11 protein-coding genes, 1 rRNA gene and 1 pseudogene (1 of these 13 running past the window's edge) are annotated in these 13,554 nt (G+C 71.2%); 10 read left to right on the top strand and 3 right to left on the bottom strand.

Translation table 11 applies throughout. From position 1 onward, the window contains the following. Positions 1–36: 36 nt before the first annotated feature. Positions 37–465: a metallopeptidase family protein gene (locus QRN89_RS13665; protein WP_290349641.1), complete on the bottom strand. Its 429-nt coding sequence runs from the start codon at positions 463–465 to the stop codon at positions 37–39. Positions 466–866: 401 nt separating this feature from the next. Between QRN89_RS13665 and QRN89_RS13660 the strand changes: the two genes are divergently transcribed. From QRN89_RS13660 to QRN89_RS13635, 6 genes are all read left to right on the top strand, one after another. Then, on the top strand, positions 867–1,295 hold the full coding sequence (locus QRN89_RS13660; protein WP_290353696.1) for a DUF3499 domain-containing protein: 429 nt from the start codon (positions 867–869) through the stop codon (positions 1,293–1,295). 224 nt (positions 1,296–1,519) lie between these two features. Then, positions 1,520–2,896 carry a phosphomannomutase/phosphoglucomutase gene (locus QRN89_RS13655; RefSeq protein WP_290349640.1) on the top strand — a complete coding sequence of 459 codons (1,377 nt, stop codon included), beginning with the start codon at positions 1,520–1,522 and terminating at the stop codon, positions 2,894–2,896. A gap of 429 nt (positions 2,897–3,325) precedes the next feature. Further along, a complete protein-coding gene (locus QRN89_RS13650; RefSeq protein WP_290349639.1) occupies positions 3,326–3,508 on the top strand; it encodes a Trm112 family protein in 183 nt (60 codons plus the stop codon). 51 nt (positions 3,509–3,559) lie between these two features. Next, on the top strand, positions 3,560–4,696 hold the full coding sequence (locus tag QRN89_RS13645; RefSeq protein ID WP_290349638.1) for an SIS domain-containing protein: 1,137 nt from the start codon (positions 3,560–3,562) through the stop codon (positions 4,694–4,696). A gap of 374 nt (positions 4,697–5,070) precedes the next feature. Continuing rightward, the gene (manA, locus tag QRN89_RS13640) at positions 5,071–6,222 is read left to right on the top strand and encodes a mannose-6-phosphate isomerase, class I (RefSeq protein WP_290349637.1); all 1,152 of its coding nucleotides are present in this window, start codon (positions 5,071–5,073) and stop codon (positions 6,220–6,222) included. Between the two features lie 111 nt (positions 6,223–6,333). Further along, a complete protein-coding gene (locus QRN89_RS13635) occupies positions 6,334–7,311 on the top strand; it encodes a cation diffusion facilitator family transporter (RefSeq protein ID WP_290349636.1) in 978 nt (325 codons plus the stop codon). Between the two features lie 93 nt (positions 7,312–7,404). Here QRN89_RS13635 and QRN89_RS13630 read toward each other — a convergent pair. After that, positions 7,405–7,814 (bottom strand): annotated as a pseudogene (locus QRN89_RS13630) (PTS fructose transporter subunit IIB); the annotation flags it as partial. Positions 7,815–8,303: 489 nt separating this feature from the next. Between QRN89_RS13630 and ahcY the strand changes: the two are divergent. Both ahcY and QRN89_RS13620 read left to right on the top strand, forming a co-directional pair. Further along, positions 8,304–9,761, top strand: a complete 1,458-nt coding sequence (gene ahcY, locus QRN89_RS13625) for an adenosylhomocysteinase (protein ID WP_290349635.1) — start codon at positions 8,304–8,306, stop codon at positions 9,759–9,761. Positions 9,762–9,907: 146 nt separating this feature from the next. Next, on the top strand, positions 9,908–10,522 hold the full coding sequence (locus tag QRN89_RS13620) for a hypothetical protein (RefSeq protein WP_290349634.1): 615 nt from the start codon (positions 9,908–9,910) through the stop codon (positions 10,520–10,522). Positions 10,523–10,586: 64 nt separating this feature from the next. On the opposite strand, the gene QRN89_RS13615 is transcribed toward QRN89_RS13620, so the two are convergent. Next, positions 10,587–11,528, bottom strand: coding sequence for an RDD family protein (locus QRN89_RS13615; protein ID WP_290349633.1), 942 nt, complete (start codon positions 11,526–11,528; stop codon positions 10,587–10,589). A 174-nt stretch (positions 11,529–11,702) separates the two neighbouring features. On the opposite strand from QRN89_RS13615, the gene QRN89_RS13610 reads away from it, so the two are divergent. Further along, complete coding sequence (locus QRN89_RS13610; RefSeq protein ID WP_290349632.1) at positions 11,703–12,710, top strand: stage II sporulation protein M; 1,008 nt, start codon at positions 11,703–11,705, stop codon at positions 12,708–12,710. Between the two features lie 576 nt (positions 12,711–13,286). After that, a 16S ribosomal RNA gene (locus QRN89_RS13605) occupies positions 13,287–13,554 on the top strand (it continues 1,250 nt past the right edge of the window).

The raw sequence follows: 13,554 nt of genomic DNA, 5'->3' as shown, positions 1-13,554 counted from the left end.
CCCTGCCGCGCCGGGCCCCGTCGTGCCGCGCCGGGCCTAGTCCTGGCCGTAACGGGGGTCGACCGACTCCGGCGAGAGGCCGAGCAGGTCCGCGACCTGTTCCACCACCACCTCGTGCACCAGCAGCGCCCGCTCGTCGCGGTTCTTCGTACGGATCTCGACCGGCCGCCGGTAGACCACGATCCTCGCCGGACTGCCCTTCCCCGCCGGCGCCGAGCTGCCCAGCGGCACGCTCTCGTCCAGCGATCCCGGCACGTCGAGGACCAGGAACTCCACCTCGGCCAGCTGGGGCCAGCGCCGCTCCAGCCGCTCCACCGAGTCCTGCACGAGATCGCGGAACGACTCGGCCCGGCTGGCGGAGAGCGGCACCTGCGGCGGGGCGACGGGCCCTCGCATCCCCCGGCCGTGACGGTCGCGACGGCGCGGCCTGGGCTCGGTGGGGCGGGGCGGTACGGGACTGTCCATCACTGACGCAGGGTAGCTCTCCCGGACCCGGCCGCATCGGGGCCGTGCCCCTCCCGAACCCCGGGGCATCGCCCTCGTGGGTGACGGCCCACCACCCGGAGGCGTGAACGTTTCGACGTCCACCGCGTGACGTTCCCCGGGCGCCCCGGGCGCCGCCTCCCCGGTCCATCCCCGGCGAACCGCGTGGGCTTGTCGCTTATTGAACATTCAGGCCAAGGTTGGGCTCGATTCGACGCCTCTCGCCGATCGCCGCACTCGTCGTGAATGACGCAATTCATATGCAGTAGTGACCGGATCGTAGGGGGTCCCGGATCGGGTGCCGTTCCTCCCGTGCAGGTCAGTACAGTTGGCCGGAACGCGGCTGTGCGTGACCTCACAACGCGACACGGTGGAGTGACGTGGTGGAGAGTCGTCGCGGCCCGCTCAAGAGTGCGGTACCGTCCAACGTCGTGAGCCCTGTACGTCGCTGTTCGCGCACCGCGTGCGGCCGTCCTGCCGTCGCGACACTGACGTACGTCTATGCCGACTCGACCGCGGTCCTCGGCCCCCTCGCCACCTACGCCGAGCCCCACTGCTACGACCTGTGCGCCGAGCACAGCGAACGGCTCACCGCGCCCCGCGGCTGGGAGGTCGTCCGGCTCTCCGACGCCTCCGGCCCGGCCAGGCCCAGCGGCGACGATCTCGAGGCACTGGCGAACGCCGTCAGGGAAGCGGCCCGTCCGCAGGAGCGCGCGGCCCAGGCGGGCGGCGGTTCGGGAGCCCGCAGGTCCGACCCGATGGAGGTCGCGCGGCGGGGACACCTCCGGGTGCTGCGCTCGCCCGACTCCTGAAGCGGCTCTTCACCCCGGACACCGACGCGGCGCATTCCTCGGGTCCTTTCCCGCCCCGGCCCGTCGGCCGTGGTGCTCCGCACCGACCCGCGCTGTCCGCGGCGAACCGCACGTGAACTGCACGGATCCGCACTGACCCGTCCCGTTTTTCGGGCCTGACCCCGGCCGCCCCCGCCCCGGCGGGTAGTTTGTTGCGACCACAGGGAATTCGGGAAGGTTGGGCCGTGGCTGCATCCTCTGCTGCTGATCTGTCACAGATCGTGAAGGCGTACGACGTGCGCGGGGTGGTGCCGGACCAGTGGGACGAGTCGCTGGCCGAACTGCTCGGATCCGCCTTCGTCCAGGTCACCGGCGCGGAAGCCGTCGTCGTCGGCCATGACATGCGGCCCTCGTCGCCCGGCCTCTCGGGTGCCTTCGCCCGGGGCGCGGCCGCGCGCGGCGCGGACGTCACCATGATCGGCCTCTGCTCGACGGACCAGCTGTACTCGGCGTCCGGGCAGCTCATGCTGCCGGGCGCGATGTTCACGGCGTCCCACAACCCCGCCCAGTACAACGGCATCAAGATGTGCCGCGCGGGCGCGTCGCCGGTGGGCCAGGACACGGGCCTCACCGAGATCCGCGAGCTGGTCGAGTCCTGGCTCGCGTCCGGCGCGCCGGCCCCCGTGGCCGCCCCGGGGTCGGTCAGCGAGCGCGACACCCTCGACGACTACGCGTCCCACCTGCTCTCCCTCGTGGACCTCGCGACGATCCGCCCGCTGAAGGTGGTCGTGGACGCGGGCAACGGCATGGGCGGCCACACGGTCCCGAAGGTCTTCGCCTCCCTGCCGGTCGAGCTCGTCCCGATGTACTTCGAGCTGGACGGGACGTTCCCCAACCACGAGGCCAACCCCCTCGACCCCAGGAACCTCGTGGACCTCCAGGCGCGGGTACGCGCGGAGGGCGCGGACATCGGTCTCGCCTTCGACGGCGACGCCGACCGCTGCTTCGTCGTCGACGAGCGCGGCGAAGGGGTCTCCCCCTCGGCGATCACGGCCCTCGTCGCGGCCCGCGAGCTGGCCAGGAACGGCGGCGGTGTCGTCATCCACAACCTGATCACCTCGTGGTCGGTGCCCGAGGTCGTGCGCGAACACGGCGGCACGCCCGTCCGCACGCGCGTCGGGCACTCGTTCATCAAGGAGGAGATGGCCCGCAGCGGCGCCATCTTCGGCGGGGAGCACTCCGCGCACTACTACTTCCGCGACTTCTGGAACGCCGACACGGGCATGCTCGCCGCCCTGCACGTCCTGGCGGCCCTCGGGACCCACGACGGCCCGCTGTCCGACCTGGTCGGCCGTTACGACCGCTACGCCGCGTCCGGCGAGATCAACTCCACGGTCGAGGACCAGGCGGGCCGCACCGCCGCCGTCCGCGAGGCCTTCTCGGCGCGCGAGGGCGTCACCTTCGACACCCTCGACGGCCTGACCGTCTCCACCGCCGACTGGTGGTTCAACCTCCGTCCCTCGAACACCGAGCCGCTCCTCCGTCTCAATGTCGAGGCGCGTGACGAGGCGACGATGTCGGCCCTGCGGGACGAGGTCCTCGGCCTGGTCCGCAAGAGCTGAGCCGGCGGTCCGGTACGGCTGACGCAACGGCTGAGCCGGACGGTCCGTTACGGCCGACGGATGGTTGAGACGGCGGTCGTCCGGCACGACTGGGGGCGGTACTCGGGGCGGTGGGGTCGCGGTCCGGTACGACTGGGGCGGTGTTCGGGGCGGTGGGGTCGCGCTCCGGTGACGGGTGGCGGTCCGGGACCACACCCGCTGCACCCGCGGAAGCCGAGTCCCGGCCCGCGCCGGCACCGCACCCGCGCCCGCATGCGGACGGCCGCGACCCCCTGCAGCGCCTCTGTGCGAACCGCAGGACCGCGCCGCCGCGGAGCCGTACCCCGTCGCCCGTGCGCCCCACCCGCCCGGACCGCACGCCGAGCCGCGCAGGCCGCCCCCCGGCGGTAGGCTGACGTGGCCCAATCCCCATGTCGAAAGGACCGTCCCATGCCGCTCGAAGCCGGCCTTCTGGAGATCCTCGCCTGTCCGGCCTGCCACGCGCCGCTCGACGACGCGACGGCTGCCGAATCCCCCGAGCTGATCTGCACCGGCAAGGACTGCGGCCTGGCGTACCCGGTACGGGACGGCATCCCCGTACTGCTCGTGGACGAGGCCCGCCGCCCCGCCTAGGCCTCAAGCCCCCCACCTGTCCGGCTGTTCGGCGAATCGGAGGCCCACCCCATGCTCGACGAGTCACTCCTCGACGCCCCGGAAGCCCTCGCCCGCGCCGACCGCCGCGGTCTGCTCCGCGGCGCCGCGGAGGCAGGGGCGCGCGTACGTACCGCCGCCCGGCACGCAGCGGAGGCGGGCATCGCCGAGCTGACTCCGGAGGGCCGCCCGCGGGCCGTCCTGATCGCGGGTTCCGGTACCGCCGCCACGGGCGTCGCCGACCTCCTCGCCGAGCTGGCCGGACCCACCGCGCCGGTCACCCGCCTCCACCCCACCGGTGTCGCCCCGGCGGCCGGCGCCCTGCGCTGGGCGCTCCCCGGCTGGGCCGGTTCCGTCGACCTGCTCCTCGTCGCCACGACCGACGGCAGCGAACCCGGACTCGCCCTGCTCGCCGAACAGGCGTACCGGCGCGGCTGCACCGTCGTCGCCGTCGCGCCGCAGCGCTCGCCGCTCTCCGAGGCCGTCGACGGCGTCCACGGCCTCGTCGTCCCCATGGCGACGGCGCCGTACGAGCAGTACGAGGAGACCCGCAGCGCGGCGAGCCCCGGCGCCTTCTGGGCCCTGTTCACCCCGCTCCTCGCACTCCTCGACCGGGTCGGTCTGATCGCCGCCGCCCCGGAGGTGATGCAGAGCGTGGCCGACCGGCTCGACCGCATCGCCGAACGCTGCGGCCCGGCGATCGCCACGTACAGCAATCCCGCCAAGACCCTCGCGGCCGAGTTCGCGGACACGCTCCCGCTGATCTGGACCGAAGGCGCGGCGGGGCCCGTCGGCCGCCGGTTCGCCGCCGTGCTGGCCGAGCTCGCCGGCCGGCCCGCGATCGCCGCGGAACTGCCCGAGGCGCTGCCCGCCCACGGCATGCTCCTCGCGGGCGCCTTCGCGGCAGGGGCGGATCCGGGCGACTTCTTCCGCGACCGCGTCGAGGAGCCGCAGGCCGTCAGGGCGCGGGTCCTGCTGCTGCGGGACAGCCTGGACAACGGGTTCACCGCGGCACCGGCCGCACGCGAACTCGCGCTGAGCCACGACACCGCCATCAGCGAACTGGAGCCGGAGGACGGCAGCGCCCTGGAGACCCTCGCGGAGCTCCTCGCCGTGACGGACTTCGCCGCCGGGTATCTGGCTCTCGCGAGCAACGGCGGCCACGCCTGACGGCATGCCGGCTGCGGCCCGGGGACCAGCGTTCCCTCCCCGGATCAGCGTCCGGGCCCGGGCGTTCCGGCTCCCCAGCAGCGCCCCGCCCTGCCCACGGACCACGGCCGGACAACGGACCACGGCCGGACAATGGAACGCGGCGGCCCGGACCGAACCCGGATTCCGGACCGAACCCGGAACCCCACCGAACCCGGTGCCCGGACCGGACCTGGTGGTATCCGGCCCCTCGGACCCGAGCCGTGTCGGACCCCGCACCCGCCGCCCGCCCCGGGCCGTGTCGGACCCGCCGCCCGGACCGACACCGCACCGGTCACACTGCAGACACGCACCAGCCACGCATCCGCCACGTACCGAGTCGAGGATCACCCCTCATGGACCGCCTCTCCAACACCGTGCGCCCCTACGCCTGGGGGTCCACCACGCTCATCCCGGAACTCCTCGGCGTCGCCCCGACCGGCGAGCCACAGGCGGAGATGTGGATGGGCGCCCACCCCGGCGCCCCCTCGCAGACCGGCCGCGGCTCCCTGCACGACGTCATCGGGGCCGACCCGGCGCGCGAACTCGGCCGCCCCGCCCTCGAGGCGTTCGGCCCCCGGCTGCCGTTCCTGCTCAAGCTGCTCGCCGCCGGCGCGCCGCTGTCCCTGCAGGTCCACCCCGACCGGGCACAGGCGCAGGAGGGGTTCGCCGCGGAGGAGAAGGCCGGCATCCCGCTCGACGCGCCCCACCGCAACTACAAGGACGGCAACCACAAGCCCGAGCTGGTGTGCGCGCTCACCCCGTTCGACGGCCTGTGCGGCTTCCGCCCGCCCGTCGAGGCGGCCGACTTCCTCTCCGGTCTCGACGTCGACTCGCTCAAGCCGTACGTCGACCTCCTCCACGCCCACCCCGAGGAAGCCGCGCTGCGCGAGGTCCTGACCGCGGTCCTCTCCGCGGACCCGGAGGAGATGGCCCACACCGTCGCGGAGGCCACGGCGGCCGCGGAACGCCTCGGCGGGGCGTACGCCCCCTTCGCCGCCACCGCGCACCACTTCCCCGGCGACCCGGGCGTCATCGCCGCCATGCTCCTCAACCACGTACGACTGCAGCCCGGGGAGGCGCTGTTCCTCGGCGCCGGGGTCCCGCACGCATACCTCGGCGGACTCGCCGTGGAGATCATGGCGAACTCCGACAACGTGCTGCGGTGCGGGCTCACCCCGAAGCACGTCGACGTCCCCGAACTCCTGCGCGTCGTACGCTTCGAGGCGGGCGACCCCGGCGTCCTGCGGCCCGAGGCGTCGCCGTCCGGGGAGGAGCTGTACGACACCCCGATCGACGAGTTCCGGCTCTCCCGCTTCGTACGGCCGGAAGGCGCGGCCCCCGTGGACCTCACCCTGCCCACCCCGCAGATCCTGCTGGCGACGGCCGGCCGGCCGAACGCCGGGGAACTCACCCTCGCCCCGGGGCAGTCGGTGTTCGTGCCCGCAGGCGAAAAGGCCGAACTGTCCGGTACGGGCACCGTCTTCAGGGCCACCGTGGCGGTCTGACTCGGCCTCCGCCGGAGCTGCTGCAACAATGTCCCGCCGGAACCGCGGGCCCCCCGGGACCGCGGGACCGGGAGCCCACGGAAGCCAGGAACGAAGGGACACCACGCACCCATGAGCGCGTCAGGCGGAACCAAGGCGATCGTCGCGGCCCTCGCCGCGAACCTCGCGATCGCAGTAGCCAAGTTCGTGGCGTTCCTCTTCAGCGGCTCCTCGTCGATGCTGGCGGAGAGCGTCCACTCGGTCGCCGACTCCGGGAACCAGGGCCTCCTGCTCCTCGGCGGCAAGAAGGCCAAGCGCGCGGCCACCCCGGAGCATCCCTTCGGCTACGGCCGCGAGCGCTACATCTACGCCTTCCTCGTCTCGATCGTGCTCTTCTCGGTCGGCGGCATGTTCGCGATCTACGAGGGCTACGAGAAGATCGTGCACCCGCACGCCGTCGAGGACTGGTACTGGCCGATCGGTGTGCTCGTGTTCGCCATCATCGCGGAGACGTTCTCGTTCCGTACGGCCATCAAGGAGTCCAACGTCCTGCGGGGCAAGCGTTCCTGGAAGGAGTTCGTCCGCCACGCCAAGGCCCCCGAGCTCCCGGTCGTCCTCCTCGAGGACCTCGGCGCGCTCGTCGGTCTGATCCTCGCCCTCTTCGGCGTCGGCCTCGCCCTGATCACCGGCAACGGCGTGTGGGACGGCATCGGCACCCTCTGCATCGGCATCCTCCTCATCCTGATCGCGCTGGTGCTCGCGGCCGAGACGAAGTCCCTGCTGCTCGGTGAGGCGGCCGGCCTGGAGGACGTCGAGAAGATCAAGGCGGCGACCGTCGACGGCGACACGGTGACCGGCATCATCCACATGCGCACGCTGCACATCGGCCCCGAGGAACTGCTGGTGGCGGCCAAGATCGCGGTACGCCACGACAACACGGCGGAGCAGGTCGCCACGGCGATCAACGCCGCCGAGGACCGCATCCGCAGCGCCGTCCCGATCGCGCGCGTCATCTACCTGGAGCCCGACATCTACAACGAGCAGGCCGCCGCGGCGGGGGCGGACCCCGCCAAGTCCCCCGGCGGCCCCGGACCCGACACGGCTCACTGACGGCCTCTCCGCCGTCCGACGAGAGGGCCCCGTACCGCGCAGGCGGTACGGGGCCCTCTCGCATGCCCGGAGCCGACGGGTCGCGTGCCCGGAGCCGAACATCGGCGACTTGTACGCCACGCTCCGCCCCGTGCCGCCTCCTCCGGTGCCTCCGCCGCCGGCGCTCCGGGGTCCGCTCCCGCCGTGCCGGCGGCCCCCGGGGCCGAGCCGCCCGCCCCGCCGGTGTGGACCGGCGCGCCGGCCACCTGTTCGATCAGCCGCTCGGGATGACCGATGCCCTCGGCCACCCCGACCGTGAGGACACGCTTCCCGGTGAAGCGGCTGAGGTCCACGTCCTTGTCGGCGGCGACGATGGTCCCGTCCGCATGCCTGACATCGTTGTCGCAGAGTACGTTTTCGGCCCCGATGGATCCCTGCGTCTCCACCGTCATCTCGACGCCGAGTGCGTCCGCGGCCTGCGCGAGCTTCTCCGCCGCCATATACGCGAGCTTCTCCGCCGCCATATAGGTGTGGGCGATGCCTGTGGGGCAGGCAGTCACGGCGAGCAGCCTCGTCCTCCGCTGCTCGTTCCGTGGACTGGTCACGAGATCTCCTCACGCGCGGGGTGCGGATCGCGCGGTCCTCCCGATCCGCGACGAGCATGGTGCACCACATGGCCGCCGGGCCAAAAGTCATGGAACACGGTCGTCCGCTCGGCCGGGCCCCTCCATATCCGGCCGGAAACGGGGCATGGGCGGGCTGTGGGTCGCGACGGCGATCGGTGTAGATTCGTGACCAGAGCCAGACGTCGCTGCTGATGGCGGTCGGGCGGTCCGAGAGTGGACCGACCGAGGGAGAGAGGGCCTCCGACGGACTGCGCTGCGGACGTCCCCGGCGTCCGGACACGCACGTGCGGCACCCGTGTGTGCTCGTGCGCGTGTCCGTTTTCGCCGTGGCGACCGCAGAGCCATCCCGCCCGAACACCCTCGACCCCCTCTGAGGAGCAGCTCGCAATGACGACTGTCGCCGCTGGTCAGGACTTCAAGGTCGCCGACCTCTCCCTGGCCGATTTCGGCCGCAAGGAGATCACCCTCGCCGAGCACGAGATGCCCGGTCTGATGGCCATCCGCAAGGAGTACGCGGAGAGGCAGCCGCTGGCCGGTGCCCGGATCACCGGTTCGCTGCACATGACGGTGCAGACCGCCGTCCTGATCGAGACCCTGGTGGCACTCGGCGCCGAGGTGCGCTGGGCGTCCTGCAACATCTTCTCCACCCAGGACCACGCCGCCGCGGCCATCGCCGTCGGCCCCGAGGGCACCGTGGACAATCCCCGGGGCGTCCCGGTCTTCGCCTGGAAGGGCGAGACCCTGGAGGAGTACTGGTGGTGCACGGAGCAGGCGCTGACCTGGCCGGACTCGCCCACCGGCGGCCCGAACATGATCCTCGACGACGGTGGTGACGCCACCCTCCTCGTCCACAAGGGCGTCGAGTTCGAGAAGGCCGGCGAGGCCCCGGACCCGTCCACCGCGGACAGCGAGGAGTACGGCCACATCCTCCGTCTGCTCAACCGCACCCTGGCCGAGAACCCGCAGAAGTGGACGCGGCTGGCGTCGGAGATCCGCGGTGTCACCGAGGAGACCACGACCGGTGTCCACCGCCTGTACGAGATGCAGCGTGACGGCTCCCTCCTCTTCCCGGCGATCAACGTCAACGACGCCGTCACCAAGTCGAAGTTCGACAACAAGTACGGTTGCCGCCACTCGCTCGTCGACGGCATCAACCGCGCCACCGACGTCCTGATCGGCGGCAAGGTCGCCGTCGTCTGCGGCTACGGCGACGTCGGCAAGGGCTGCGCCGAGTCCCTGCGCGGCCAGGGCGCACGCGTGATCATCACCGAGATCGACCCGATCTGCGCCCTGCAGGCCGCCATGGACGGCTACCAGGTCACGACGCTGGACGAGGTCATCGACACGGCCGACATCTTCATCACGACCACCGGCAACAAGGACATCATCATGGCCTCGGACATGGCCAGGATGAAGCACCAGGCCATCGTCGGGAACATCGGCCACTTCGACAACGAGATCGACATGGCCGGACTCGCCAAGACCCCCGGCATCGTCAAGGACGAGGTCAAGCCGCAGGTCCACACCTGGACCTTCCCGGACGGCAAGGTGATCATCGTGCTGTCCGAGGGCCGCCTGCTCAACCTGGGCAACGCGACCGGCCACCCCTCCTTCGTGATGTCCAACTCGTTCGCGGACCAGACCCTGGCCCAGATCGAGCTGTTCACCAAGCCGGAGGAGTACCCGACCGACGTCTACGTGCTGCCCAAGCACCTCGACGAGAAGGTCGCCCGGCTCCACCTCGACTCGCTCGGCGTGAAGCTCACGACGCTCCGCCCCGAGCAGGCCGCCTACATCGGCGTCGAGGTCGACGGCCCGTACAAGCCCGACCACTACCGCTACTGATCAACCGCCGGTCGGTCCCCGATGAGCAGGCCGGTTCCGGCCCGCCGACGGGGACCCCGGCGGGCAGTGGCACCAGCGCACCAGGCAGGCCCCCGCACCCCCGTGCCGGGGGCCTGCCCCGTACTCCGGAGAAGTCAGGCCCCCCTATGCCCCGCGGCCGCTATTCGCTCCATGATCCGCACGATCACACCCCCCTCGGTGAAGAGCACTTCCACTGTGCACCCGGCCCGTCCGGCTGGCGCTACGTCTCCCAGCTGACCACCCCTTCCGGCGACCACGCGGGCTCCGTCGACCTGGCACTCGACGAACTCGGCCGTCCCATCCGGCTCGAACTGCACGCCGCGGGCTGGCAGGTCCGGGGGGCCGCTGTCGACGGCGTCACCTGGGTGCGCACCGACCCCACGGGCACCCACGCCACCGAAGGCAACGTCCGCGCCCATGCCTTCACCGGAACCTCCCCCGCATTCCTCGTCGCGACCGCCCGGCTGCTCCGGCTCGCACCCGGTGCCCCCGCCACCCGCGTCCGCCTCGTCGCCTTCACGGACCCTGTCCTCGCCCCCCGGACCGTCGACCAGTCCTGGGCCCTGGTGAAGAGTGAAGCGCACACCACTGACAACGGCCCTCTGACCGTGGACGAGTACCAGGTCGACGCCCTGGACACCGGCGAGCGGCACACGATCCACATCGCGGGCGACGTGGTTCTCGCGGCCCCCGGCATCGAACTCGAGGACCTCGAGACCCCGCCCTCCGTGTTCCCCTGATCCGTTTCCCGACCGGACAGCCGCCCCGCACGAACGACCGCCCTGGCCGGTTCCCGAACCGCCCTCAAGCGGGCGGCGCGAACCCCGTCGCCGCCGGTCCCACCCCTGCTCCGGTGCTGTCGTCGCCGATCCGGGCGGGTTCCGGCGCCGGAACCGACGACGGCGCGGACGGGGCCCCGGCACCGGTGGCGGCAGGCGTACCCCCACGGTTCACGGGCGCTGCAACAGGGTTCGCCGACACCGCCGGGTTCCTGGAGGCCGCCGCGTACGCCCGCCGCGTGTCCCGTGTCTGCCGCTCGTTCACCACGGCCGCCAGGAACGCACCCGCCGGCACCCCGGCCGGGACGGGCGTCCCCGTGCACGCGGCCAGATCACCGGCCAGCCGCTCGGCCAGCGACCGGCTCACCTCCGGGTCCAGCTGGTTCAACCGCGTCAGGTACTGGCGTACCGCCAGCCACAGGTCGTCCGGCACACCGGAGAGGTCGAGCTCCGTGAACCGCCCGATCAACCAGGGCGGCGGCGGAGGCGCGTACACGGACCGCGCGGCGGGCACCCGCTCCCGGACGACCAGGGTCCCGGCGAACACATCGCCGATTCGGCGCCCGCGCGCCGACACCAGCGAGGCGATGCAGGCGATGGCCCCGAAGGTCATCAGGATCTCCACCACCCCCATCGCCCCGCGCACCAGCGCGTGCCGGAACCGGATCGGGCCCCCGTCGTCCCGCACCACCCGCAATCCGCAGGCGAGCTTGCCCAGGGAACGGCCGTGACTGAGCGTCTCCACGGCGATCGGCGCACCGACGAGGACGAGGACGAACGTCGCGATCGACACGGCCATCCCCGCCGCCTCGTCCAGCGACGCCGTCGCGATCGCGAGCCCGACGGATATCAGGAGGTAGGCGGCCCACACGAGAGCCAGATCGATGACAAGCGCCAGGGCGCGGCTCGGCAGCCTCGCCGGACGAAGCCCCAGTACGACGGCATCCCCGGTCACAACCCCGCTCACGGCGCCCACCCTCTCCACTGCCCTCGAGACGTTCCTCGACCTTCGCGACCCCTCGATACGCAAGTCTGCCAAGCTGACCCGCAAGCGCACCGCAGTAGTACGAGCAGTTGTACGAGTCGTTGTACGCCCCGCCCCCGTATCGGGCCGGATCAGTGCCTGGAGCAGCAGCCGATAATGGACCTCGACGTCTTCGTCATGACCCACCGGGCAGAGTGGGAGCGCCTGGACCACCTCCTGGGCCGCGGACGCCGGCTCACCGGCGCCGAGGCGGACGAGCTCGTCGCGCTCTACCAGTGCACCGCCACCCATCTCTCACTGATCCAGTCCAGTGCCCCGGACCCCGTGATCACGGCCAGGCTGACCCAACTCGTCGCCCGTGCCCGTGCGGTCGTCACCGGAACCCGCCGGGCCTCATGGAGGGATGCGGTCCGCTTCCTGACCGAGGGCTTTCCGGCGGCTGTCTACCGCTCCCGGCACTGGTGGGTCCCCACCGCGGTCCTCTCCACGCTCCTCGCCGCCGTCATCGGCTGGTGGATCGGCACCCACCCCGAGATCCAGGCGGCCATCGCCGCCCCGGACCAGCTGCGCGAGCTCACCCGTCCCGGCGGGCAGTACGAGACGTACTACTCCAGCCACCCCGCGGCGTCGTTCGCCGCCCAGGTCTGGACGAACAACGCCCGGGCTGCCGCGCTGTGCCTCGTCCTCGGCGCCTTCCTCTGTGTGCCGGTGCTCTGGATCCTCTTCCTCAACATGGCCAACCTCGGCATCGGCATCGGTCTGATGTCGTCCGCCGGACGACTCGACACCTTCCTGGGACTCGTCCTCCCGCACGGTCTCCTCGAACTCACCGCCGTCTTCGTCGCCGCCGGCACAGGTCTGCGCCTCGGTTGGACAGTCATCGACCCGGGACCGATGACGCGGCGGGCCGCGCTCGCCCAGCAGGGCCGTGCCGCGATCGGCATGGCGATCGGCCTGGCCCTGGTCCTCTTCGTCTCGGGCGTGATCGAGGGCTTCGTGACCCCCTCGGGCCTCCCGACCTGGGCCCGGATCACCATCGGAATCGTCGCCGAGCTGGCGTTCCTGACGTACGTGTACGTCCTCGGCGGCCGGGCCGCCCGAGCAGGCGATACAGGCGACATCGACGCCTCGGACCGCAGCGCCGAGGTACCGACGGCCGGCTGATGTGCGACCACGGGGTGCGAGCTGCTAGTCTCCTCTTCGCCCACGAGAACCGTTGACACGGGACGCGTGGGGAGGTAGATTCAAACGGTTGCCTCGGAGTGGACAGCTTCGAGTGTCACCATCTAGAATCTCTCTCGCTCTCACCGGAAATCACATTTCCGTGGAGCCGCTCTCGAATCCTTATCCGGATCGCGAAGCCGATTAGCTCGGTCGCAAAAGATTCTGATAACGTCGAGAACGTCGAAAGACAAAAGGCCCTCCAACGGCCACCGGAAATGAATTCCGAACCGGGAACGGAACGGAAAACGGATCTGGTAGGGTTGGAAACACCGAAGGGAAGCGCCCGGAGGAAAGCCCGAGAGAATGTTCTGCGGGTGAGTACGAAGGAAGCGTCCGTTCCTTGAGAACTCAACAGCGTGCCAAAAGTCAACGCCAGATATGTTGATACCCCGTCCATCCGTTCGGATGGTCGAGGTTCCTTTGAAGAAAACACAGCGAGGACGCTGTGAACCGGGAAGACTATTCCTCTTCCTGGTTCCGCTCTCGTGATGTGTTCGCCCCGATCACGGGGAAGCATTCACGGAGAGTTTGATCCTGGCTCAGGACGAACGCTGGCGGCGTGCTTAACACATGCAAGTCGAACGATGAACCTCCTTCGGGAGGGGATTAGTGGCGAACGGGTGAGTAACACGTGGGCAATCTGCCCTGCACTCTGGGACAAGCCCTGGAAACGGGGTCTAATACCGGATACGACCACTGAGGGCATCCTCGGTGGTGGAAAGCTCCGGCGGTGCAGGATGAGCCCGCGGCCTATCAGCTTGTTGGTGGGGTGATGGCCTACCAA

This window comes from Streptomyces sp. HUAS CB01 (assembly GCF_030406905.1).
GTDB classification, from domain to species: domain Bacteria; phylum Actinomycetota; class Actinomycetes; order Streptomycetales; family Streptomycetaceae; genus Streptomyces; species Streptomyces chengbuensis.
This window is presented reverse-complemented; position numbering and strand designations above follow the sequence as displayed.